Consider the following 23,378-nt stretch of genomic DNA (forward strand, 5'->3'; position numbering starts at 1 on the left):
GCCCCCCCCGCGCGCGGGGCCCCGGCGTATCCCCCCCCCCCCCCCCCGCCCGGTCGGTTCTCCCGTCGGTCAGCCGTTGCCGAACGGCGCCGGCGCCGAGGCCGGCGCGGTCACCGGGACGGACTTGGTCGGCAGCGGGTTCGGCAGCCCGGTGCCGTTGCCGTTGCCATTGCCGTTCCCCCCGGGCGACGCCCCGCCGCTCGCGCTCCCCGTCGAGTTCCCGGTCGGCGTGTGGCTCGCGGACTCGGTCGGCGTCGGGCTCTGCGAGTGCCGGCCCGAAGTCGGCGACGGCGACATGTTGTTGCCGTTGTTCCAGGTGTTGTTCCCGGTGCTGCCGGGGTCGGTCGGCTGCTGCTGCGGCTTCTTGCTGCCGGAGACCGAGGCCGGCGGGCTCGGCAGGCCGCTCTGGGCCGCCGGCGCGGACGGCTCGGTGGTGCTGACCGCCGGAGGCGGCGTCGGGTTCACCTCCTGGGTCTTGTCGCCGAAGCCGCCGAGCGCGAACGCGATGCCCGCACCGGCCGCGACCAGCACGGCGACCGCGCCGGCCACCCAGGCCCACGGCCCGCGCCGCCCGCCGGCGTCCCCGCCGTCCTCGACCGCGCCGTCACCGCCGTACGGGCCGCCGGCCGCCAGGTAGGGCGAGACGGGCGCCTGCGGGCCGCCCGTCGAGTAGGGCAGCACGGACGTCTGGTCGCCCGGGCGGACCGCGCCGAACGCCGTGGTCGCCGCCTGGTCCGGCCGGAGCACCTGGGTCGCGCCGGTGTCGCCCGCGGCCCCGCCGACCCAGCCGGCCCCGGCCGCGCCGTGCATCTCGCGCAGCGCGTGCTGCACGTGGGCGCGGAACTCGTCGGCGTCCTGGAAGCGGTCGTCCGGGTTCTTGGCGAGCGAGCGCAGCACCAGCGGGTCGAGCCCGGCCGGCACCCGGCCGTTGACCTGCGAGGGCGGCACCGGCGGGTCCTGGACGTGCTGGTAGACCACCGAGAGCGGGGTGTCGCCGGTGAACGGCGGGCGCAGCGTGAGCAGTTCGTAGAGCATGCAGCCGGCCGCGTACAGGTCGGAGCGGTGGTCGACCGGCTTGCCGAGCGCCTGCTCGGGCGAGAGGTACTGCGGGGTGCCCATGACCATGCCGGTCTGGGTCATCGTGGTGGCCCCGCCGGTCAGCGCCCGGGCGATGCCGAAGTCCATCACCTTGACCGCGCCCGCGTTGGTGATGGACACGTTGGCGGGCTTGATGTCGCGGTGGACGATGCCGTTGCGGTGGCTGTAGGCGAGCGCCTCCAGCACCCCGGCGATGATGATCAGCGCCTGGTCGACCGGCGGCGCTTCCTCGTCCGCCAACAGCTCGCGGACGGTGCGGCCCTCGACCAGTTCCATCACGATGTACGGCGTGGACTCGTCCCCGACGTACTCCTCGCCGGTGTCGTAGACCGCGACGATCGAGTGGTGGTTGAGCGCCGCGACGGCGTGGGCCTCACGGGTGAAGCGCAGCCGGGCGACGTCGTCCTGGGCCAGCTCGCCGCGCAGCAGCTTGACCGCGACGGTGCGGCCGAGCCGCACGTCCTCGGCGGCGAACACCTCGGCCATGCCGCCGCGCCCGAGCCGGTGGGTCAGCCGGTAACGGCCGTCGCCGACGGTGCTCAGCGGTACGACGGTGCCGCGGCCCGGAGTGTGCGGGCCGCCGGCGACCGGCGGCAGTGCCGAGGTCGCGGCCTCGCTGCCGGGCTCGGGGATCCTCGGCGTCCCGCCGGTCCGGCCGACCGCTCGGGCACCCGCCTCTTCGTCCGGCTGCTGCGTCTGTGCCATCGCTCCTCGCCCCGGGCGTTCGCTCGGATCGCGGTGCCCTGTCGCTTACGTATCCCCGAACGCTACCGCTTCCGACGGACGACCGTGGTACCCCGGAACCGGTCGGAAGTCGTCAGAGCAGGCCGTCGCGGTCGGCCGCGAGGTCGACGACCAGCACGTTCGCGGGGCGCTCCGCGTGGCCGACCTTGCCCGTCGTCTTCTGCTGGGCGCGATCGACCACGATCGCGATGATGATGCCCGCGAGCACCAGCACGCCGACGATGATCCCGACCACCACCACCGCCGTGGAGCAACCGCCGCCGGTCGACGCCTTCGGCTGCTGGTACGGCGGCATCGGCTGCGGCGGCGGGGTGTGCGCGCCCTGCTGGTGCCCCCCTTGTCCGTACTGCGCGTGGGGGTGCGGCACCTGCGGCTGGGGCTGCGGCGTCCGGTAGGCCGGCGGCGGGGTCTGGTACTGCGGCTGCGGGGTCTGCTGGAGCCCCCCTTGCCCGTACTGCGCGTGGGGCTGCGGCGTCCGGTAGGCCGGCGGCGGGGTCTGGTACTGCGGCTGCGGGGTCTGCTGGAGCCCCCCTTGCCCGTACTGCGCGTGGGGGTGCGGGGTGTGCGGCGCCTGCGGCTGCGGCGTCTGCGGGGCGGCGTGCACCGAGCGCGGGCCCTCGTTGATCACCAGCGGGGTGCTGGCCTCCAGCTTGTGCCCGCTGCCGCCGTTCCTGGCCGCCGCGATCAGCCGCTCCGCCTCGTCGCGCATCGCCGCCGCGCTCTGGAACCGGTGCGCCGGGTCCTTGCGCAGCGCCTGGGCGACGAAGGCGTCCACCTCGGGGGTGACCGAGCGGTTGAGGGCGGAGGGGGCCGGAGGCTCCTCCTGGACGTGCTTGTAGGCGATCGAGAACGCCGAGTCGCCGTCGAAGACCAGCTGCCCGGTGAGCATCTCGAAGAGCATCACGCCGACCGAGTACAGGTCGGAGCGGGCGTCCACCGGCTTGCCGAGCGCCTGCTCCGGCGAGAGGTACTGCGGGGTGCCGACCACCATGCCGGTCTGCGTCATCGACGTGACGCCGGATTCCAACGCGCGGGCGATGCCGAAGTCCATCACCTTGACGTTGCCCTTGCGGTCGAACATGACGTTGCCGGGCTTGATGTCGCGGTGCACCAGGCCCATGTCGTGCGAGGCCTCCAGCGCGTTCAGCACACCGACGGTGACCCGCAGGGCCTGCTCGGTCGGCATCGCGCCGTACTGGCCGATCGCCTCGTTGATCGACTCGCGCAGGCCCATGCCGTCGATCAGCTGCATGACGATGTACGGCGTGCTGGAGCCGTCCGGGGCGACGTCCTCGCCGCTGTCGTACACCGTGACGATGTTGGGGTGCTCCAGCCGGGCCACCGCCTGGGCCTCGCGGCGGAAGCGCTCCTTGAACGAGTCGTCCCGGCCCAGCTCGCTGTGCATGCTCTTCAGCGCGACCTGCCGGTCCAGCACCCGGTCGTGGGCGAGGTGCACGGAGGCCATGCCGCCCTCGCCCAGCAGCCGCTGCAGCACATAGCGGCCGTTGCCCAGGGAGAAGCCCTCGACCGCCGCGTTGCCGTGCTCGCTCATGGTCCTCTGCTCCCCCTCGGCGCGGCCGTGCTCGCCGCAGCCTGACGTTCGGTCTCGTCCGTGCGTGGTGGGCCCGGCTCCGTGCGTGGTGGGCCCGGCCCGCTGGCCCGGCGGGCCCGTCGCGGCGGGTTCCACCGGCCGACGACAGGGGTCAGGGTATCGGCTCGTGCCGACGGTGATCGGTCCAGGTCCGCTCCGGCCCCGGTCCCGGAACGGGAGCGCCGGGCCCGGCCGCGGCGGCCCGGACCGGGCGGGGACCGTCGTGGTACGTCCGGTCCGACGGCGCTCCGCGCGGACCGGACGTACCCACCGGCGGGCACCGCCGGGTGCGGTTACGGGCGGGTGTGGTTACAGGTAGGGGCGGTTACAGGTAGGTGCGGTTACAGGTAGGGGCCGGAGCGGACGCCGCGGCCCGGATCCTCCTCGTCCGCCTCACCGCTGTGCAGACCGGGCGGCAGCGCCCGGCGCATCTGCTCCAGCTGGGCCCGCGCCGCCATCTGCTGCGCGAACAGGGCGGTCTGGATGCCGTGGAACAGGCCCTCCAGCCAGCCGACCAGCTGGGCCTGGGCGATCCGCAGCTCGGCCTCGGTCGGGATCGTGTCGTCGGTGAACGGCAGCGACAGCCGCTCCAGCTCGGCGACCAGCTCCGGGGCCAGCCCGAGTTCGAGTTCCTTGATGGAGCTGGCGTGGATGTCCTTCAGCCGCACCCGGCTCGCCTCGTCGAGGGGCGCCGCCCGGACCTCCTCCAGCAGCTGCTTGATCATGCTGCCGATCCGCATGACCTTCGCCGGCTGCTCGACCATCTCGGTCACCGGGAGTTCACGCGGTACGTCGTCCTCGTCGTCCCCGCCCCCTGCCGCGCCGGCGAACCCCTGGCCCACGGGCAGCCCGTCCGGTCCGACGATCAGCACCTTCTGGCCGTCCTGCGACTGCCCGCCGGTGGCCCGGAAGGGCTCCTGCGACGGGCGCTCGTTCATCGGATTCGTCATGAACCACATTCTCTCTCACTGGGGTTGGTCGGGCGGAAGCCCCCGGTCGTCCCGCCGCCCTGCGACACCCCCTGACGGAAGCCTGCCCCCGGCTCCCCGCCCGGAACCGCTCCCGGACCCACACCGGATCTCCACGGCCGGACGGCGGGGTCAGGGGCGGGCCGCGCCGGGCGCACCGCGGCTCAGCCCTTGCGCAGCCGCAGGCCGATCAGCCCCAGACCGACGCCGATCAGCCCCAGACCGACGCCCAGCGGGAGCTGGGTGGTGGAGGCGTCCTGCCAGTGGGCGGGGAAGAGCACGGGCACCGGGGCGGCGGCCGCCACCGGCTGTCCGACGGGTGCCGCGGGGGTGTCCGGAGCGGCCGGGTCCGGAGCCGCCGGGGCCGGAACGGCGGCCTCGCCGGGGGCCCCGGCGTCCGCTGCCTCGCCGCCGCTCTCCGGCTGGTCGGCGTCGACGCCCTGGTCCGGGGCCTGCTCGGGCGCCTGGTCCGGGGCCTGCTCGGGCGCCTGCTCCGGCGCTTGCCCGGGGGCCTGCGCCACGGCGGCGTCGGAGCGCTCGGGCAGCGAGGCCGGGCGGTGGCGGTGGACCCGCGGGAAGTCACCGCCCGGGTAGGGATGCGGCGCCGACCGCCACGGCCGCCCGTCCGCCGGCCGGGAATCCGACTCGTCGTCGCTCCCGGGGTCGGCGGCACTCCCAGGGTCGATGGCACTCCCGGAGTCGGCCTCCGCGCCCGGCCCGGCACCCGGATCGGCACTCGCCCCCGCCCCCGGCACCGGGAAGGCCCTCGGCACCGGGAACGCCGCCGTCGAGGGCAGCGCCACCGCCGCCGAAGCGGCGGCCAGCGGAAGCGCGAGCCCCAGCACTGCCGCCGCCAGCAGCCGCCGGGCGCGGCCCGGAGCGGCGCGACGGGGGGTACGACGGGGGGTGCGACGGGGGGTACGACGGCGGTGCGGCGCGGCGGGCAGCGGCCCGAGGAACGCGTGCGGTGATGCGGCCACGGTCGGAGTCCTTCCGACGGCCGACGGCGCCCGGGGGCGGGATCGGCGGCGGGACTGCTCCGGACCAGGCTCGCACGCCCCGGCCGTCACGGCATGTCGGACGCTCCACGCCCTTCCGTGCCACCGCCCCGGCCCCCGGGCCCGGGCGCTCAGGCCCGCAGCACGACCTTCCCGACCTGCTCCCCGCGCTCCAGCACCCGGTGCGCCTCGGCCACCTCGGCCAGCGGCAGCACCCGGTCCACCACCGGCTTCACCACCCCGGACTCGACCAGCGGCCACACGTGCTCCCGCACCGCCGCCACGATCGCCGCCTTCTCGGCCAGCGGGCGCCCGCGCAGGTTGGTGGCGATCACCGCCGCGCGCTTGCGCAGCAGCGTGTTGAGGTCGAGTTCGCCCTTCACCCCGCCCTGGAGCCCGATGATCACCAGTCGCCCGTTGACCGCCAGCGCGTCCACGTTCCGCTGGAGGTACTTGGCGCCCATGATGTCCAGGATCACGTCCGCCCCGGCCCCGCCGGTGGCCTCCCGGAGCGCCTCGACGAAGTCCTGCTCGCGGTAGTCGATCAGGATGTCCGCGCCCAGCTCGGCGCAGCGCGCCAGCTTCTCCGGACCGCCCGCGGTCACCGCGACCCGGGCGCCGACCGCCTTGGCCAGCTGGATCGCCATGGTCCCGATCCCGCTCGCGCCGCCGTGCAGCAGCACCGTCTCGCCGGGCCGCAGGTGGGCGGTGAGGAAGACGTTGGACCACACCGTGCAGGCGACCTCCGGCAGCGCCGCGGCCTGCTCGGCGGACAGCCCGGCGGGCCGCGGCAGCAGCTGCCCGGTCGGCACCGCGACCAGCTGCGCGTAGCCGCCGCCGGCCAGCAGCGCGCACACCTCGTCGCCGACCGCCCAGCCGGACACCCCGGGCCCGAGCGCGACGATCCGCCCGGCGCACTCCAGCCCCGGATGGGGCGAGGCGCCGGGCGGCGGGTTGTAGAAGCCCTGCCGCTGGAGCAGGTCGGCCCGGTTGACGGCGGTGGCCGCCACCTCCACGAGGACCTCGCCCTCGCCGGGCACCGGGTCGGGCACCTCGGCCCAGACCAGTGCCTCGGGACCGCCGGGTACGGGAATCGTCATCGCATGCATGCCCCGAACCTACTGCGGGTCAGGGCGCTCGCGGGCGCGGCTCAACCGGTCGGGGTGACTCCGCTGGACTTGATGACGATCACCCGGTCGGTGAGCTGGAGCACCGCGGCCTCCGGCTCGGTGTAGTTGAGCACCCGACGGCCCCGGACCACCGCGACCACCAGGTCCGCGCAGTCGCGCGGGCTGTGCCCGGCCTCGGCCCGGGTGACCGGGCGCTCCACCACGTCCAGCCCGTTGCCGTACGTCAGCAGGTCCTCCATCACCGCCCCGGCGTGCGGGCTGAGCATCGACAGCCCGAGCAGCCGCCCGGCCGAACTGGAGCTGGTGACCACCACGTCGGCGCCGCTCTGCCGCAGCAGCGGCGCGTTCTCGTCCTCCCGGACGGCGGCGACCACGGTGGCGGCCTTGTTCAACTGGCGCGCCGTCAGCGTGATCAGTACCGCGGTGTCGTCCCGCTCCGGCGCGACCACCACCCGCGCGGCGTTGGGCAGCGCGGCGCGGATCAGGGTGTCGGTGCGGGTGGCGTCGCCGACCACCCCGACCAGGCCGTCCCGCGCGGCGTGGTCGATCACCTTGCGCTGCGGGTCGACGACGACGATCTCCTCCTTCTTCACCCCCTGTCCGAGCAGGGTGTCGACGGCGCTGCGGCCCTTCGTCCCGTAGCCGATGACGACGGTGTGCTCGCGCACGGTGGACCTCCAGCGGTTCAACCGCCATTGCAGGCGGGTCCGTTCGGTGAGCACCTCCAGGGTGGTGCCGACCAGGATGATCAGGAACACCACGCGCAGCGGGGTGACCACGAAGATGTTGGTGAGCCGGGCGCTGTCGCTGAACGGGGTGATGTCGCCGTACCCGGTGGTGGAGAGCGTCACGGTGGCGTAGTACGCCGCGTCCAGGAAGCTGAGCCCGCCGCCGGCGTTGTCGTTGTAGCCCTCCCGGTCGACGTACACGATCAGCGTGGTGGCGACCAGCACGGCGAGCGCCAGCAGCAGCCGGGAGCCGACCTGCCGGACGGCGGGATCGGCCCGCCGGGCGGGCAGCACGATCCCGGCGTCCGCCCATGGTTCGGTGCCGGGCGCCAGGTTGCGCTTCAGACGGTTCACGGCACCTCCAGCAGTTCGACCGGTTCCCCCGCCGCCGCCCCGCCGGGCGGCACCACCGCCAGCGCCTCGGCCCGGGCGAGCCCGCGCAGCATCGCCGGCCCGTCGAAGGCCAGCGGTACGACGCCCCCGGCCGTCCGCCGGACCGGCTGGAGCCGGGTGTCCGTCCGGTGCCCGGGCAGCGCCGCCGCGGCGGGCGCGAGGACGGGGGCGCCGGCCGGCCGGCCGGCGCGGGCGTGCAGCAGCGGCAGGACGAGGGTGACCATCCCGGCGACGGCGGCCAGCGGGTTGCCCGGCAGGCCCACCAGGTGGCGGCCGCCGGGGAGTTCGGCGAGCAGCATCGGGTGCCCGGGCCGGACGGCGACGCCGTCCACCAGCAGCCGGGCGCCGGCCTCGGCGAGCGCCCGGTGCAGGAAGTCGACCGGCCCGGCGGCCGTGCCGCCGGTGGTGACGACGAGGTCGTCGGCGGAGTGCCGCAGCGCGTCCCGGAGCAGCGCGAAGTCGTCCCGGACGTACCGGACTTCGGCCGGGTCCGCGCCGACCGCCCGCAGCCAGGGCGGCAGCAGCGGCCCGAGCGCGTCCCGGACCAGGCCCGGCCCGGGGACGCCGGTGGTGCGCAACTCGTCGCCCAGGACCAGCAGTCCGACCTCCGGGCGCCGGTGCACCGTCAGCCGGTCGTGGCCGCTGGCGGCGGCCAGACCGAGCACGGCCGGGCCCACCGGCGTACCGGACGGCAGCAGCTCCTCGCCCCGGCGGCACTCCTGGCCGCGCGGACGGACGTCCTGGCCGGTGGTCAGCGGCCGCGGGCCGCGGTCGTGCAGCAGCGTGCCGTCCGGCCGGCCGTGCTCACGGCGCAGCACGGCGGTGGCGCCGGGCGGCAGCTGGGCGCCGGTGGCGGTCTCCACGGCGGTGCCGTCGGCCAGCGGCGCCGGCTCGGCCCCGCCGGCCAGCACCCGCCCGGTGACCCGCCAGGGACCGGGACCGGCCACCGCCCAGCCGTCCATCGCGGAGGTGTCGAAGGCCGGCAGGTCGGTCAGCGCGCCGAGCGGCTCGGCGAGGGTGTGGCCGAGCGCCTCGGCCAGCGGGACGCCGACCCCGGGCAGCGGGCGCAGCCCGGCCCGGCGGGCGGCCTCCCGGGCCCGGGGCCAGCTCAGCAGGGCGGGAGCGGTGGACGGTGCGGCCACGGTGGTCTGCCCGACCGCGCTCACGACTCGCCCGGCGCGCCGGCGGCGCCCCAGCGCTCGGCGAGGGCCTCGGTCCGCCGGGTCGCCTCGGCGACGGCCTCCGCCCCGCCGCCCCGCTGGGCGGCCGCGTAGCCGACCAGGAAGGCGGTCAGCGGCGCGGCCGGCCTGGCCACTCCGTGCGCGACCACCCGGGCCGCGTCGAGCAGACCACGGACGTCCACGTCCAGGTCGATCCCCAGGTCGGCCTTGACCTCGGCGATCCAGTCATCCAGCGTGCGCTCCATGCGCCCATGCTGCCCGATGGGTGGTTTCCCCGAGGTGTTGGCCCCGTGTGCGGCGCGCGTCGTTTCGCTCACACGCCGGTGAGGGTGGCGGTGCGGGCCCGTGGCAGGCTCACCGCCGGTCGCGTTCGCGGGCCTGTTCCAGGTCCTCCCAGGTGTCGCAGTCGTAGGCGACCTGGTCGGTGTCGGCCACCCGCGGCCCGCTCAGTCCGCCGAGGAAGCGCCGCAGCGACTGGCCCGCCGGGTCGCCGAGCGCGGCCAGCGCGGTGCGCAGCGCGGCGGTCCGGTAGGCGGCGGCGAGCGGCTGGTCGCGGCCGCCCGCGTCGACCAGGACGGCGGCGTCCCCGTGCGTGCCGGCCTCGTCGAGGGCGGTGACCAGCCGTTCCACCGTCCGCCGGTTCAGGAACGGCAGGTCGGCGGCGAGCAGCAGCACGGTGTCCGCGGTGACGAGGTCGAGCCCGGCCGCGACGGCGGCGACCGGCCCGCCGCCGGGCGGACGCTCCCTGGTCCAGCGGACTCCGGCCCGCACGGTGGGCCGGGCCGGGCCGACCACGACGGTGGTCCGGGCGCCCTCGCAGGCGGCGAGCACCCGGTCGAGCAGGGTGGTCCCGCCGATGGTCAGGCCGGGCTTGTCGGCCCCGCCGAGGCGCCGGGCGGCCCCGCCCGCCGGGACGATCGCGTCGTACGGCGTCATGCGGCCAGTATCCGCCCGCGCTACCGCGCCTCGGGCTCCCCCTCGGCCCCGGGCTCCGACCCGGGCTCCGGCTGGGACTCCGACCCGGACTCCGGCTGGGGCTCCGACTCGGCCGCGCGGGTGGTGTTGGCGGTCGCGCCCAGCGACAGGAAGGCCGGCAGGGTCAGCTCCCCGTACCGCTCGTTCATCGCCGTGACCAGCGCCTCCGAGTCGTCCGGGTGCTCGGCCAGCAGCCGGTCGAAGTCCTGGAGGTACTCGCCGGTGAAGCCCAGCACCCGGGCGGCGTCGTCGCCCTGGTCCGGGGCCCGGTGGCCGGCGATCACCCGGTCCGCGCCGAGGTCGGCGATCCGGCCGAGGTTGTGCCCCCAGGTGGTGCGCTGGGCCGGGGTGGTGTCGGCGGTCCACAGGTGGGTGCCGTTGGCGACGAAGTCCCCGGCGATCACGGTGCGGATGCTCGGCACGTGGACGACCGTGGAGTCCCCGCAGTCGGCCTGGCCGAGCAGCAGCACGGGGATCACCTGGCGGTCCAGCATCAGCGGCTGCGGCAGCAGCGGGGCCGGGATCAGCGGGTGGTCCGGGATGTCGTCCCCGTACACCGGCTTCCACTGGGCGACCTTGGCGGCGACGGTGCGCCGGATCGCCTCGACCACGGCCGGGGCGGCCAGCAGCTGCGCGTCGGGGAAGAGCCGCAGCACCTCCTCGGCGCCGAAGTAGTGGTCCGGGTGCTGGTGGGTGACCACGACGGCGAGCAGGCGCCGGCCCTTGCCCGCGACCCACTCGGCCAGCTGGCGCCCGGCGCTGCGGGTCAGCTGGGCGTCCACCAGGATCGCGGTCCGCTCGCCCATGATCAGGGTGGAGGTGGCGAAGAAGGCCGACTCGGGGCCGGTGAAGACGGCGGTCTCCAGCGGCCGGGCCGGCTCGGCGCCCTCGTTCGGCACGGCACCCGCCACCGGCCCGGCGGCCTCGGCGGGCCCACCGGGGACGCCCGGCCGGTGCTGGGCACGCTCCGCGCCGGCGCTCTCCTCGAACGGGGACGACGTCACGGGCTGCTCCCTCTGGTCGGCGGTCTGATTACCTGCGCCCTACAGCATGGGAGTACCGGTGTCCGATTGCGCGGGAGGCGCGCCCGGCGCGGCACGCGTTCCGGCTCACGTCACACCGTGCCCCGGACGGGCGAGGGACCCGCCCGCCGGTTCGGCGGACGGGCCCCTCGGAGGGCTCGGACGGCCCGGTCAGCGCTTCGCGGCGCCCCGGCGCAGCCGGGCCAGCCGGTCGGTGACGCCCCAGGTGGTCACCCGCCACAGCGCCTCGACCACGATGCTGCGGCTCATCTTGGAGGCGCCCAGCTCGCGCTCGACGAAGGTGATCGGCACCTCGGCGACCTTGAACCCGGCCTTCACCGTGCGCCAGGCCAGGTCGACCTGGAAGCAGTACCCGGCCGAGGCGACCTCGTCCATGCCCAGGCCCAGCAGGGTCTCCTTGCGGAACGCCCGGTAGCCGCCGGTGACGTCCCGGATCGGCACGCCCAGCATCAGCCGCGAGTAGGTCGAGCCGCCGCGGGAGAGCAGCAGCCGCGACTTCGGCCAGTTCACCACCCGGCCGCCCGGCACCCAGCGCGAGCCCAGCACCAGATCGGCGCCGTGCAGCGCGCCCAGCAGCCGGTCCAGCTCCTCGGGCTGGTGCGAACCGTCCGCGTCCATCTCGACCAGGACGTCGTAGCCGTTGTCGATGCCCCAGCGGAAGCCCGCGAGGTAGGCGGCGCCGAGGCCCTCCTTGCCCTTGCGGTGCATCACGTGGACCTGCGGGTCCTCGGCGGCCAGCTTGTCGGCCAGGTCACCGGTGCCGTCGGGGCTGTTGTCGTCGGCGACCAGCACGTGCACCTCGGGCACGGCGGCGCGGACCCGGCCGACGATCCGCTCGACGTTCTCCGCCTCGTTGTAGGTCGGGATGATCACCAGGACCTTGCCGAGATCAGCAAAACTCTGCTGGTTCACGGTCACGTACAAACCTCTCGGCCGATGACGGGGGGTCTCGGAACACCGTCGCCCGCACTCTGGAACGCGGCTCCACCGGCAGCCTGCCGGGGATCACCTCGGCGGACAACTGCGCGCAGGGCGGAGGCTACTGCGTCCTGGCATCCTACTACCGCACCGGGAACCGGCGCTCCGGCCATGGCACTCCCACTGGATGCCCACCGTTTCCCCTTGGGTGACACCGTTCGGCTAGGGTCGTTCCCTTGCCCGTGCCCGGACCGCCCGCACCGCCGGGCCGGCCCGGCGCTCCGGACTCGGGACGTCCGGGGCCGCCCAGACAGCGAAGGAGTAGGACCGCGCGCATGGACAGGCTCGTCAACACCGTCCGCCCGTACGCCTGGGGGTCGCTCACCGCCCTGCCCGAGCTGCTCGGGCAGCGGCCGACCGGTGAACCGCAGGCCGAGCTGTGGATGGGCGCCCACCCCGGCGCCCCGTCGCGCGCCGACCGCGGCGCGGGCCCGCACCGGCTGGACGAGCTGATCGCGGCCGACCCCGAGGGCGAGCTGGGCGCCGCGAGCGTGGCCAGGTTCGGACCGACCCTGCCGTTCCTCTTCAAGGTCCTCGCCGCGGGCATCCCGCTGTCGATCCAGGCCCACCCGACGCTGGCCCAGGCCCGGGCCGGCTTCGCCGCCGAGAACGCCCTCGGCATCCCGCTGGACGCCCCCGAGCGGAACTACCGCGACGCCAACCACAAGCCCGAAATGGTCTGCGCACTGGGCGAGTTCGAGGGCCTCTGCGGCTTCCGCCGGCCCGCCGAGGCGGCCCGGCTGCTGACCGGGCTCGCGGTGCCCGGGCTCGCCCCGGTGATCGACCGGCTGACGGCCGGGGGAGAGTCCGAGGCGCTGCGCGGCGCCCTGACCGCCGCCCTCTCGCTGGACGAGGAGACCGTCCGGCGCACCGTCGAGGTGCTGGCGCTCACCGATCCCGACGGGGAGTACGAGCCGTACGCCCGGATCGCCAAGGACTTCCCGGACGACCGCGGCGTGGTCGCGGGCATGCTGCTCAACCACTTCCGACTGCGGGCCGGCGAGGCGCTCTACCTGGGTGCCGGGGTGCCGCACGCCTACCTGTCCGGCGTCTGCGTCGAGCTCCAGGCCAACTCCGACAACGTGCTGCGGGCCGGCCTCACCCCGAAGCACATCGACGTTCCGGAGCTGCTGGAGGTCGTGGTCTTCGAGGCCGGCACCCCCGAGCCGGTGCGCCCGGCCGCGGTCGAGGGCACCGCGGGCGAGGAGCTCTACCCCGTCCCGATCGACGAGTTCCGGCTCTCCCACTTCGCGCTGGACGGCGTCGAGCGCGAGATCGACGGCCGCACCCCGCAGATCCTGCTCTGCACCCGGGGCACCGCCCGGCTCACCGCCGCCGACGGCACCGTGCTGGACCTGGCCCGCGGCCAGTCCGCCTTCCTCCCCGCCACGGGCACCCCGACCCGGCTCTCCGGCACCGGCGGCACGCTCTTCCGCGCCACGGTCACCGTCTGACGTCCCCGGGGCCCGGAGCCGGGGCCCGGGGTCCCGGACAGGGCCTAGCTAGTCCCGGGTCATGTCGACGAAGCGCGAGTAGTGGCCCTGGAAGGCCACCGTGATGGTCGCGGTCGGACCGTTTCGGTGCTTGGCGACGATCAGGTCGGCCTCGCCCGCACGCGGGGACTCCTTCTCGTAGGCGTCCTCGCGGTGCAGCAGGATGACCATGTCGGCGTCCTGCTCGATCGAGCCGGACTCGCGGAGGTCGGAGACCATCGGCCGCTTGTCGGTGCGTTGCTCGGGGCCACGGTTCAGCTGGGAGAGCGCGATGACCGGGACTTCCAGCTCCTTGGCCAGCAGCTTGAGATTACGGGACATGTCCGAGACCTCCTGCTGGCGGTTCTCGGCCCGGCGGGAGCCGCCGGACTGCATCAGCTGGAGGTAGTCGATGACGATCAGCTTGATGTCGTTGCGCTGCTTGAGCCGGCGGCACTTGGCGCGGATCTCCATCATCGACAGGTTCGGCGAGTCGTCGATGAACAGCGGCGCCTCGCTGACGTCGGGCATCCGGCGGGCGACCCGGGTCCAGTCGTCGTCCGTCATGTTCCCGGAGCGCATGTGGTGCAGCGCCACCCGGGCCTCGGCGGAGAGCAGGCGCATGGCGATCTCGTTGCGGCCCATTTCGAGCGAGAAGATCACGCTCGGCAGCTTGTGGTGGATCGAGCAGGCCCGCGCGAAGTCCAGCGCGAGGGTGGACTTGCCCATCGCGGGGCGGGCCGCGATGACGATCATCTGACCGGGGTGCAGCCCGTTGGTGAGCGCGTCGAAGTCGGCGAAGCCGGTCGGCACGCCGGACATCTGGCCCTGGCGGGAGCCGATCGCCTCGATCTCGTCGAGGGCGCCCTCCATGATGTCGGCGAGCGGCGCGTAGTCCTCGTTGGTGCGCTGCTCGGTGACGGCGTAGATCTGTGCCTGGGCGGCGTTGACGATCTCGTCCACGTCGCCCTCGGCCGCGTAGCCCATGCCGGCGATCCGGGTGCCCGCCTCGACCAGCCGGCGCAGCACCGCGCGCTCGTTGACGATCTGGGCGTAGTACTCGGCGTTGGCCGCGGTCGGGACGGAGTTGACCAGGGTGTGCAGGTAGGAGGCGCCGCCGACGCGCTGGAGCTCGCCGCGCTTGGTCAGCTCGCCGGCCACGGTGATCGGGTCGGCCGGCTCGCCGCGGGCGTAGAGGTCGAGGATCGCGCCGTGGATCATCTCGTGCGCGGGCCGGTAGTAGTCGGCCGGCTTGAGCACCTCGACCACGTCGGCGATGGCGTCCTTGGAGAGCAGCATGCCGCCGAGGACGGACTTCTCTGCGTCCAGGTCCTGCGGGGGGACGCGCTCGAAGCCGTCCGCGCCGCCGTCGCCGCCGTCCTCGTCCCGGCGCTGCCAGCCGCCCTCCGACCGACCGCCCTTGCCGTCCTTCCGGAAGCCGCCCTTCTGGAAGCCGTCCTTCTGGAAGCCGTCACCCTTCTGGAAACCGTCGCGCTTCTGGAAGCCCTCGCGGCCACCGTCCTGGCGCCCCTCGGCACGGCCGCGCGAGACCGGCAGCCGGTCACCGGGGCCGTCCGGGAAGGGTGCGTCGTCGAAGGCGCCGGCCGGGAAGGGATCCTCGGCGTTCTGCCAGTCGTCCTCCGGCGGCGGGGCGTCGTGGTCGTCGTACTGGGGGCCGGTCACGCGTGTTCCCCGATCAGCGAGTGGTGCGAAGTTGGAGCGGGCCTTGCCGGTGGCTGGATGGAGCGGATCCGCTCCTCTTTGTACGCCACGGCCCCGACAAATCGGACGCCGGGGCGGTGGGAGTGTCGGGCGGAGGGGCCCACGCTAAGGCGCCGGACGCCGTTGCGCCAAGACGGTTATCCACAGGGGGTGTGGATGAACGGCCCTGGCCTGTGGAGAACTGCCGCAAAGCTGTGGACACCCCTGTGGACGTCCCTGTGGATAACCGGACGATCGATCCACCGTCAACCTGCTGACCTGGGATTACCACTTCCCGGGCCTGTGCATGAGAAATTCTTCACACGCCTCCGAACGGCTGTGGGCACAGAGCGGGCGAACCGCGTCGCTCAGAGTTTCGAGTAATAGGCATCTGCCACTTACATCCATTACCTGTGGATGAGTAGCCTGGAGCCCATGACCGCCTCGTCCCCCACCCCGGCCTCCCGCCGCCGGCACGACCGGGAGATCCTCGCCCTGGCCGTCCCGGCCTTCGGCGCGCTGGTCGCCGAACCCCTCTTCCTGATGGCCGACTCGGCGATCGTCGGCCACCTCGGCACCCCCCAGCTGGCCGGGGTGGGCGTCGCCTCCGCCGCGCTCTCCACCGCGACCGGCGTGTTCGTCTTCCTCGCCTACGCCACCACCGCGGCGGTCGCCCGCCGGATCGGCGCCGGGGACCGCCGGGGCGCCGTCCAGCAGGGCATCGACGGCATCTGGCTCGCCCTGGGCCTGGCCGTCCCGGTGGTCCTCCTCACCCTGCTGCTGGCCCCCTGGGTGGCCGACGCGCTGGGCGCCTCGGCGACCGCCGCGCCGCACGCCGTGACGTACCTGCGGATCAGCTCCCTGGGCATCCCGGCGATGCTCGTGGTGCTGGCCGCCACCGGGGTGCTGCGCGGCCTCCAGGACACCCGCACGCCGCTGGTGGTGGCGGTCGCGGGCTTCGCCGCCAACATCGGCCTGAACGTCGGCCTGGTGTACGGCGCCGGGCTCGGGGTGGCCGGCTCCGCCTGGGGCACCGTGCTGGCCCAGACCGGGATGGCCGCCGCCTACCTGGTCGTGGTGGTCCGCGGCGCCCGCCGGGAGCGGGCCTCGCTGCGGCCGGACGCGGCGGGCATCCGGGCCTGCGCGAAGGCCGGCGGCCCGCTGCTGGTCCGGACGATCAGCCTGCGCGCGGTGCTGATGACCGCCACCGCGGTGGCCGCCCGGATCGGCGACGACCAGGTGGCCGCCCACCAGATCGCCATGGTGCTGTTCAACTTCCTGGCGTTCGCGCTGGACGCCATCGCGATCGCCGGCCAGGCCATCATCGGCCGCTGCCTGGGCGCCTCGGACGTCCCGGGGGCCCGCGCCGCCACCCGGCGGATGGTCGAGTGGGGCGTCGTCTCCGGGCTGGTGCTCGGCCTGCTGGTGGTGGTCGCCCGCCCGCTGTACGTCCCGCTGTTCACACCCGACCCCTCGGTCCGGGCCCAGCTGGACACCGCCCTGCTGCTGCTCGCGCTCACCCAGCCGGTGGCCGGCCTGGTCTTCGTGCTGGACGGCGTGCTGATGGGCGCCGGGGACGGCCCGTACCTGGCCTGGGCCGGGCTGGCGACCCTGGCGGTGTTCGTCCCGGTGGCCCTCGCGGTTCCGGCCACCGGCACCGGACTGGCCGGGCTCTGGTGGGCGATGAACCTGTTCATGCTGCTCCGGGCCGGCTTCCTGGCCTGGCGCGCCCGGGGCGGCAAGTGGCTGGTCACCGGAGCGGTGCGCGGCTGAGGCGCCCCAGGGGCCGCCCGGGAACGACCGGGGGCCGCCCGGGAACGACCGAGGGCCGGACTCCCGGAGGAGTCCGGCCCTCAGGCCTTGGAGCTACGGAGCTCAGGCAGCCACGACGGCGACGTCGAGGTTGGCCACGACGTCCGAGTGCAGCTTGACCGAGACCTTGTGGGTGCCCACGGTCTTGATCGGCGAGGCGATCGCGACGGCGCGCTTGTCCACAGCCGGGCCGCCGGCGGCCTTGATGGCCTCGACGACGTCGGCCTGGGTCACCGAGCCGAACAGACGGCCGGCGTCGCCCGAGCGGACGGCCAGCTTGACCTGGACGCCCTCGAGCTTGCCCTTGACGTCGTTGGCGGCGTCCAGGGTCTGGATCTCGTGGATCTTGCGGGCGCGACGGATGGCGTCGACGTCCTTCTGACCGCCCTTGGTCCAGCGGATGGCGTAGCCACGCGGGACCAGGTAGTTGCGGGCGTAGCCGTCCTTGACCTCGACGACCTCGCCGGCGGAGCCGAGACCCGGCACCTCGTGCGTGAGGATGATCTTCATTACTCGGTCACCCTCTCTTAGCGCGCGGTGCTGGTGTAGGGCAGCAGCGCCATCTCACGGCTGTTCTTCACGGCCGTGGCGACGTCACGCTGGTGCTGGGTGCAGTTGCCGGTCACCCGACGGGCACGGATCTTTCCGCGGTCGGAGATGTACTTCCGCAGCAGGTTCGTGTCCTTGTAGTCAACGTAGTTGACCTTGTCCTTGCAGAAGACGCAAACCTTCTTCTTCGGCTTGCGAGCAGGCGGCTTCGCCATTGTGTGCTCCATTTGGGGTTCACGGCCCGGCGGGCGTCCGGGGACGCCGGCGGCCGGGCCGCACGAAATCTGTCAGCTCTTAGAACGGGGGCTCTTCCGAGTAGCCGCCGCCACCGCCGGACGGGGCACCCCAGCCGCCGCCCTGGTTTCCACCGGACGGGGCGCTGGAGGCCCAGGGGTCGTCGGAGGGGCCGGACTGGCCGCCGCCGGAGTTTCCACCCCAGCTGCCGCCGCCCTGCTGGCCACCACTCTGCTGGCCGCCCCAGCTACCGCCCTGGCCGCCGCCCTGCTGGCCGCCGAAGCCGCCACCGGGACCGCCGGACCGGTTGGCCCGGGTGACCTTGGCGGTCGCCGAGCGCAGGCTCGGGCCGACCTCGTCGACCTCGACCTCGAAGACCGTCCGCTTCTCGCCTTCCTTGGTCTCGTAAGACCGCTGGCGCAGTCGGCCCTGCACGATGACGCGCATGCCGCGCTGCAGCGACTCGGCCACGTTCTCCGCCGGCTGCCGCCAGACGTTGCACGTGAGGAAGAGGCTCTCGCCGTCCTTCCACTCGTTCGTCTGACGGTCGAAGGTGCGGGGGGTGGACGCGATGCGGAACTTCGCGACCGCCGCACCCGACGGGGTGAAGCGCAGCTCGGGGTCGTCGACGAGATTGCCGACGAGGGTGATGACGGTCTCGCCTGCCATGGTGGTGATGACCTCTCGGGAAGATGTCCGTTCACCGCTGTTTCACGTGAAACAGCGGACGCGAGCTACCCGAGACCCGAAGGCCTCAGAGGTGGCTCAGTGGGTGTCCGGGCGCAGGACCTTGGTCCGCAGAACCGACTCGCTCAGGCCCATCTGGCGGTCGAGCTCCTTGACGACCTCAGGCGTGGCCTTCAGGTCGATGACCGAGTAGATGCCCTCGGACTGCTTGTTGATCTCGTAAGCCAGACGGCGACGACCCCAGGTGTCGACCTTCTCCACCTTGCCGCCGCCGTTGCGGACGACAGTGAGGAAGTTCTCGATCAGGGGGGAGACAGCGCGCTCCTCGACCGAGGGGTCGAGGATGACCATCACCTCGTAGTGACGCATGGGTAACCCACCTCCTTTGGACTCAGCGGCCACGGTCTCTCCGTGGCAGGAGGGTTGTGCGTAGCGTCGGCACCGGTGCGCTACCGACTCCGGCCCACCGTAGCGGCCGGGTCGGACAGTCGGCCCCGCACCACCCGGATCGGGTGTCGCCCGGAAGAGGGTGCAAGGGGGCACAACTACACCAGTGCAGACGGCACAGCCTACCTGCACCCGGACGGACGAACAAAACGCATAGGGGTTGTGAGACCGGCCCAACCGCCGCAATCTGGACGGAACGGGATTCCTGCCCGTTCGTCTCCACGCCAGGAGGTGGGAGTCATGGCCCAGTCCGTCCACCACATGCCCGCGCTCACCCTGAACACCGACGGCCACCCGCACCCCCGCGAGAACACCCTGGTGGGCATCACCGCCCTGCTGGGTGTGATCGCCTTCACCACCTCGTTCTTCCACAACCTGCACCTGCTGACCTCGTGGACCGGTCTGTTCGGGATCGTCACCGGCCTGTGGGGCATGTTCGTCTCGGTCACCACCGCCGAACGCTTCGTCCTGATGATCACGCTCGGCGCCGCCGCCATCGGCTTCTACCTCGGCATCGCCCGCGGCGGCCTCTGGGGCTGAGCGCCCGCCCCAGGAACCCCCGGCGCCCCCGCCGCGTGTCTGCTGAGGAGACAGCCGCCCGACGGGGGCGCCGTCGTGCCCGGCGCGCCGGGCGCCCGGGCCCCGGACGGTAGGGTCAGCCCGAGAACCTGGGGCCACCGCAGCCCGACCGACGAGGAGCACCGAGCAATGAGCCTGCGCCTGAGGACGATCACCCGCGAGGAGCACCTCGCCTTCATCAGGAGCCGTGCCTCGGCCAGCCACATGCAGGTGCCGTCATGGGGTGACGTGAAGGCCGAGTGGCGTTCCGAGTCGATCGGCTGGTTCGACGACCAGAACCAGCTCGTCGGCGCCGGCCTGGTGCTCTACCGCCAGCTCCCGAAGCTCAAGCGCTACCTCGCCTACCTGCCCGAGGGCCCGGTCATCGACTGGTTCGACCGCGACCTCGACCGCTGGCTCTCCCCGATGCTGGCGCACCTCAAGTCGCAGGGCGCGTTCTCGGTGAAGATGGGCCCGCCGGTGGTCATCCGCCGCTGGAACGCCCCCACCATCAAGGAGGCCATCGCCGCCAAGCAGGCCAAGCGGCTGCGCGACGTCGAGGCCGACTGGTACGAGGCGCGGGCCTTCGAGGTGGCCGACCGGCTGCGCAAGGCCGGCTGGCTCCAGGGTGACGACGGCGGCGCCGGCTTCGGCGACGTCCAGCCCCGCTACGTCTTCCAGGTGCCGCTGGCCAACCGCTCGCTGGACGACATCCAGAAGGGCTTCAACCAGCTCTGGCGCCGCAACATCAAGAAGGCCGAGAAGAGCGGCGTCGAGGTCTTCCAGGGCGGCTACGACGAGCTGCCGATCTTCCACCAGCTCTACCTGGTCACCGCCGAGCGCGACAAGTTCACCCCGCGCCCGCTGTCCTACTTCCAGCGGATGTGGAAGGCCCTCGTGGCCGAGGACCCGAACCGCATGCGGCTCTACATCGCGTACCACGAGGGCGAGCCGCTGGCCGCCACCACGATGCTGGTGGTCGGCGAGCACGTCTGGTACTCCTACGGCGCCTCGGCCAACCACAAGCGCGAGGTCAAGCCCTCCAACGCCATCCAGTGGCGGATGATGCGCGACTCCTACGCCCTCGGCGGCGGGGTGTACGACCTGCGCGGCATCAGTGACACCCTGGACGAGGACGACCACCTGTTCGGTCTGATCCAGTTCAAGGTCGGCACCGGCGGCCAGGCGGCCGAGTACCTCGGCGAGTGGGACTTCCCGCTCAACAAGCTGCTGCACAAGGCCCTCGACCTCTACATGTCCCGCCGCTGAGGAGGCTGCCCCGATGACGCTGTCGCTCTACCTCGACACCGAACGCTGGCGCACCCACCAGCGCTCCGTCCTCGCCGAGTTCCCCGGTCTGGTGCCGGTCGCCAAGGGGAACGGCTACGGCCTGGGCAACCACCGGCTGGCCGAGGAGGCGACGCTGCTGGGCACCGGGGTGCTCGCCGTCGGTACCGCGTACGAGGCGGCCGACGCCGCCGAGTGGTACGGCGGTGAGCTGCTGGTGCTCACCCCGTACCGGGTCGGCGAGGAGGCGCTGCCGCTGCCGCACGCCCGGGTGATCCGGACGGTGGCCCGCGTGGACGCGCTGCGGGCGCTGCACGGCGCCCGGGTGGTGCTGGAGTGCATGACCACCATGCGCCGGCACGGCGTGAGCGCCGAGGAGCTGCGCACCGTCGCCACCGAGCTGGAGGACGTCAGCTTCGAGGGCCTGGCGCTGCACCTGCCGATGGACCGGCCGGACGGCTCCGACCCGGTCGACGAGGTCGTGTACTGGGTGGACACCGCCCGGGCGGCCGGCATCCCGGTGCACACCGTGTTCGTCAGCCACCTCGGCGCGGCCGGCATGGAGCAGCTGACCCAGCGCTACCCGCAGACGGTCTTCCGGGCCCGGATCGGCACCCGGCTCTGGCTGGGCGACCACGCCGCGCTGGAGGTCCGGGCCACCGTCCTGGACGTCACCCCGGTGAAGAAGGGCGACCGCTACGGCTACCGCCAGCACCCGGCGCCCTCCGACGGCCACATCCTGGTGGTCGCCGGCGGCACCGCCCACGGCATCGGCCTGGAGGCGCCCAAGTACCTCCAGAGCATGGGGGCGCGGGCCAAGGGCATCGCCCGGGCCGGGCTGGCGACCGTCAACAAGACCAAGTCGCCGTTCCACTGGTCCGGCAAGCAGCTGTGGTTCGCCGAGCCGCCGCACATGCAGGTCTCGCTGCTGTTCCTGGACGGGGAGACCAAGCCCCCGGTGATCGGCGACGAGCTCGGCCTCCAGGTCCGTCACACCACCACGCACTTCGACCGCGTGGTGGACCGCTGACCGTCCCCGGTCACCCGCGCGGGCCCGGCTCCTCGGCCTGCTGCCGGTGCTCTGCCGGCGGGCCGGCCGGCTCCGGCAGTTCCGGCTCGTCCAGCCACTGCTCGGGGCCGGCCGGCGCGTACTCGGCGTAGCTCTCCTCCTCGCGCAGCCTGCGGGCGGTGCCCAGCACGGCCACGTCCGGGGCGTGGTCCAGCACCCCTCCGGAGGGGTCGTCGCTGCCGTCCCAGCGGACCGGGTCGCGGTCCGGGTGGAGGGCGTCGCGGACCACCACGACGACCAGGTAGAGCGTGCCCACCAGGTGCAGCCCGATCGCGAAGTGGTACCAGCCCTCGCTGAGCCCGTGCTGCTTGGAGCCGGTGACGAAGCCCAGGTGGGACCAGATGCCCAGGGTGTAGAGCACCTCGCAGGCCTGCCAGATGAGGAAGTCCCGCCAGCGCGGCCGGGCGAGCACCGCGAACGGCAGCAGCCAGAGCGCGTACTGCGGCGAGTACACCTTGTTGGCCAGCACGAACAGCGCGACCACCAGGAAGGCCAGCTGGGCGAAGCGCGGCCGGCGCGGGGCCGAGAAGCCGAGCCAGGCGATGGCCAGACAGCCCAGCACCATCAGCACGCCGATGTAGACGTCGAGGTTCTCCAGCGCGGCGCCGCGGCGCTGCATCAGGATCAGCCAGAACGAGCCGTAGTCCTCGCCGCGGTGCTTGCTGAACACGTAGAAGGTCGACCAGCCCTGCCAGTTGGCCACCATGATCGGCAGGTTGACCACCAGCCAGGCGCCGACCGCCCCGCCCAGCGCCAGCCGGAACTCGCGCCACCGGCCGGCCCGCCAGCAGAGCACCAGCAGCGGGCCGAGCAGCAGCACCGGATAGAGCTTGGCCGCGGTGGCCAGGCCGATGAAGACGCCGGCCCAGCCCGGCCGGGAGCCCGACCACCAGGCCATCGCCACGGCGGCCAGGGCGACCGCGAGCAGGTCCCAGTTGACGGTGCCGTTGAGCAGCAGGACGGGCGAGAGCGCGAACAGCAGGGCGTCCCACGGGCGGCGCCGGTGGGTGCGCGAGAGGGCCACCACGGCGACCACCGCGCAGGCCATCAGCATTCCGGCGTTGATCGCCCAGAACCACTGCTCCTGGGTCTGCTGGGTCCCGCCGCCGGGCGTCAGCCAGGCCGCGACCTGCATGAACAGTCCGGTCAGCACCGGGTACTCGAGGTACTGGAGGTCACCCGAGGAGCCCGGGACGCGGTCCACGTACGGGTGCAGCCCGGCCGCGAAGCCGCGCCCGGTGAACAGGTGCGGGACGTCGCTGTAGCAGGCGTGGACGTACTGCGGGGAGCCCGGCTGGAACCAGGCCTGCTCGTAGCAGGGGAGCTTCTGCACCATGCCGAGGACCGACACCACGATCACCGCGAGGGCCAGGAAGCGCGCCGGGATCCACCAGGAGACGCCCAGCAGCGCCCGGCGTCCGGGCGGCCCGCCGATCACCTCGCTGCCGGCCGCCGCCACCGGGTCCTCGTCGGCCGGGACGACCACGGTGTCGGCCGGTGGCGCGGCCGTAACGACGGCTGCCGGGGTGGGCCCTGCGGCGGCGGCACCGGAACCGACCGGGCCGGCGGTTTCGTCACGATCGCTCGACGTCATGCCGGACATCCTGCCGCACCGATCCCGCCGGGACGAGGAGGACCCCGCAACGGTCCACTCCCCGGACGGCGGGCGGGTTCGCCAATCATGACGAAACCGCCCCAACGCCCTGGGGCGTGTCCGACGCACACGCCCCAGGGC

Annotated in this window: 21 protein-coding genes and 1 pseudogene; 5 read left to right on the forward strand and 17 right to left on the reverse strand. The window is 73.7% G+C overall.

Annotation, left to right across the window (positions count from 1 at the left end):
• Nucleotides 1-69 precede the first annotated feature (69 nt).
• The 11 genes and pseudogenes from ACFRAR_RS34380 to ACFRAR_RS34430 all read right to left on the reverse strand — a co-directional run bounded on the left by ACFRAR_RS34380 (nt 70) and on the right by ACFRAR_RS34430 (nt 11,767).
• Nucleotides 70-1,803, reverse strand: coding sequence for a protein kinase (locus tag ACFRAR_RS34380; protein WP_380703526.1), 1,734 nt, complete (start codon nt 1,801-1,803; stop codon nt 70-72).
• Nucleotides 1,804-1,915: 112 nt separating this feature from the next.
• The gene (locus ACFRAR_RS34385; protein ID WP_380703528.1) at nt 1,916-3,394 is read right to left on the reverse strand and encodes a protein kinase; all 1,479 of its coding nucleotides are present in this window, start codon (nt 3,392-3,394) and stop codon (nt 1,916-1,918) included.
• Between the two features lie 380 nt (nt 3,395-3,774).
• On the reverse strand, nt 3,775-4,383 hold the full coding sequence (locus tag ACFRAR_RS34390; RefSeq protein ID WP_380703530.1) for a bacterial proteasome activator family protein: 609 nt from the start codon (nt 4,381-4,383) through the stop codon (nt 3,775-3,777).
• A gap of 182 nt (nt 4,384-4,565) precedes the next feature.
• Nucleotides 4,566-5,381 carry a hypothetical protein gene (locus tag ACFRAR_RS34395; protein WP_380703532.1) on the reverse strand — a complete coding sequence of 272 codons (816 nt, stop codon included), beginning with the start codon at nt 5,379-5,381 and terminating at the stop codon, nt 4,566-4,568.
• Between the two features lie 149 nt (nt 5,382-5,530).
• The gene (locus ACFRAR_RS34400; protein ID WP_380703534.1) at nt 5,531-6,508 is read right to left on the reverse strand and encodes an NAD(P)H-quinone oxidoreductase; all 978 of its coding nucleotides are present in this window, start codon (nt 6,506-6,508) and stop codon (nt 5,531-5,533) included.
• Nucleotides 6,509-6,549: 41 nt separating this feature from the next.
• Nucleotides 6,550-7,611: a potassium channel family protein gene (locus ACFRAR_RS34405; protein WP_380703536.1), complete on the reverse strand. Its 1,062-nt coding sequence runs from the start codon at nt 7,609-7,611 to the stop codon at nt 6,550-6,552.
• Nucleotides 7,608-8,816 (reverse strand): molybdopterin molybdotransferase MoeA, encoded by a 1,209-nt coding sequence (locus ACFRAR_RS34410; RefSeq protein WP_380703538.1) that lies wholly within the window; start codon nt 8,814-8,816, stop codon nt 7,608-7,610. The genes ACFRAR_RS34405 and ACFRAR_RS34410 overlap by 4 nt, the downstream gene beginning before the upstream one ends.
• Nucleotides 8,813-9,094, reverse strand: a pseudogene (locus ACFRAR_RS34415) (DUF6457 domain-containing protein); the annotation flags it as partial. The pseudogene ACFRAR_RS34415 and the gene ACFRAR_RS34410, both read right to left, overlap by 4 nt.
• Nucleotides 9,095-9,185: 91 nt before the next feature.
• Nucleotides 9,186-9,767 (reverse strand): molybdenum cofactor guanylyltransferase, encoded by a 582-nt coding sequence (locus tag ACFRAR_RS34420; RefSeq protein WP_380703540.1) that lies wholly within the window; start codon nt 9,765-9,767, stop codon nt 9,186-9,188.
• Between the two features lie 20 nt (nt 9,768-9,787).
• Nucleotides 9,788-10,810, reverse strand: coding sequence for an MBL fold metallo-hydrolase (locus tag ACFRAR_RS34425; protein ID WP_380703542.1), 1,023 nt, complete (start codon nt 10,808-10,810; stop codon nt 9,788-9,790).
• 189 nt (nt 10,811-10,999) lie between these two features.
• Complete coding sequence (locus tag ACFRAR_RS34430; protein ID WP_380703544.1) at nt 11,000-11,767, reverse strand: polyprenol monophosphomannose synthase; 768 nt, start codon at nt 11,765-11,767, stop codon at nt 11,000-11,002.
• Nucleotides 11,768-12,102: 335 nt separating this feature from the next.
• Here ACFRAR_RS34430 and manA point away from each other — a divergent pair, with 335 nt between their 5' ends.
• On the forward strand, nt 12,103-13,281 hold the full coding sequence (gene manA, locus ACFRAR_RS34435) for a mannose-6-phosphate isomerase, class I (RefSeq protein ID WP_380703546.1): 1,179 nt from the start codon (nt 12,103-12,105) through the stop codon (nt 13,279-13,281).
• A gap of 48 nt (nt 13,282-13,329) precedes the next feature.
• On the opposite strand, the gene dnaB is transcribed toward manA, so the two are convergent.
• On the reverse strand, nt 13,330-14,856 hold the full coding sequence (gene dnaB, locus ACFRAR_RS34440) for a replicative DNA helicase (RefSeq protein WP_380703561.1): 1,527 nt from the start codon (nt 14,854-14,856) through the stop codon (nt 13,330-13,332).
• 579 nt (nt 14,857-15,435) lie between these two features.
• On the opposite strand from dnaB, the gene ACFRAR_RS34445 reads away from it, so the two are divergent.
• Entirely contained in the window at nt 15,436-16,773 is a 1,338-nt protein-coding gene (locus tag ACFRAR_RS34445; RefSeq protein WP_380703548.1) for an MATE family efflux transporter, read from the forward strand.
• Between the two features lie 102 nt (nt 16,774-16,875).
• Here ACFRAR_RS34445 and rplI read toward each other — a convergent pair whose 3' ends face one another.
• The 4 genes from rplI to rpsF all read right to left on the reverse strand — a co-directional run bounded on the left by rplI (nt 16,876) and on the right by rpsF (nt 18,651).
• Nucleotides 16,876-17,322, reverse strand: a complete 447-nt coding sequence (gene rplI / locus ACFRAR_RS34450) for a 50S ribosomal protein L9 (RefSeq protein ID WP_030278278.1) — start codon at nt 17,320-17,322, stop codon at nt 16,876-16,878.
• Between the two features lie 17 nt (nt 17,323-17,339).
• Complete coding sequence (gene rpsR / locus ACFRAR_RS34455) at nt 17,340-17,576, reverse strand: 30S ribosomal protein S18 (protein ID WP_030059640.1); 237 nt, start codon at nt 17,574-17,576, stop codon at nt 17,340-17,342.
• 79 nt (nt 17,577-17,655) lie between these two features.
• Nucleotides 17,656-18,264, reverse strand: coding sequence for a single-stranded DNA-binding protein (locus ACFRAR_RS34460; protein ID WP_380703551.1), 609 nt, complete (start codon nt 18,262-18,264; stop codon nt 17,656-17,658).
• A 96-nt stretch (nt 18,265-18,360) separates the two neighbouring features.
• Nucleotides 18,361-18,651: a 30S ribosomal protein S6 gene (gene rpsF, locus ACFRAR_RS34465; RefSeq protein WP_030233085.1), complete on the reverse strand. Its 291-nt coding sequence runs from the start codon at nt 18,649-18,651 to the stop codon at nt 18,361-18,363.
• A 318-nt stretch (nt 18,652-18,969) separates the two neighbouring features.
• On the opposite strand from rpsF, the gene ACFRAR_RS34470 reads away from it, so the two are divergent.
• The 3 genes from ACFRAR_RS34470 to ACFRAR_RS34480 all read left to right on the forward strand — a co-directional run bounded on the left by ACFRAR_RS34470 (nt 18,970) and on the right by ACFRAR_RS34480 (nt 21,604).
• The gene (locus ACFRAR_RS34470) at nt 18,970-19,269 is read left to right on the forward strand and encodes a hypothetical protein (RefSeq protein WP_380703553.1); all 300 of its coding nucleotides are present in this window, start codon (nt 18,970-18,972) and stop codon (nt 19,267-19,269) included.
• A 168-nt stretch (nt 19,270-19,437) separates the two neighbouring features.
• Entirely contained in the window at nt 19,438-20,556 is a 1,119-nt protein-coding gene (locus ACFRAR_RS34475; RefSeq protein ID WP_380703555.1) for a lipid II:glycine glycyltransferase FemX, read from the forward strand.
• 13 nt (nt 20,557-20,569) lie between these two features.
• Entirely contained in the window at nt 20,570-21,604 is a 1,035-nt protein-coding gene (locus ACFRAR_RS34480) for an alanine racemase (protein WP_380703557.1), read from the forward strand.
• A gap of 10 nt (nt 21,605-21,614) precedes the next feature.
• Here the strand turns inward: ACFRAR_RS34480 and ACFRAR_RS34485 are convergent, their stop codons facing one another.
• Entirely contained in the window at nt 21,615-23,237 is a 1,623-nt protein-coding gene (locus tag ACFRAR_RS34485; RefSeq protein WP_380703559.1) for a glycosyltransferase family 87 protein, read from the reverse strand.
• Nucleotides 23,238-23,378: the final 141 nt, after the last annotated feature.

The organism is Kitasatospora sp. NPDC056651 (assembly GCF_042792155.1).
Lineage (GTDB): Bacteria > Actinomycetota > Actinomycetes > Streptomycetales > Streptomycetaceae > Kitasatospora.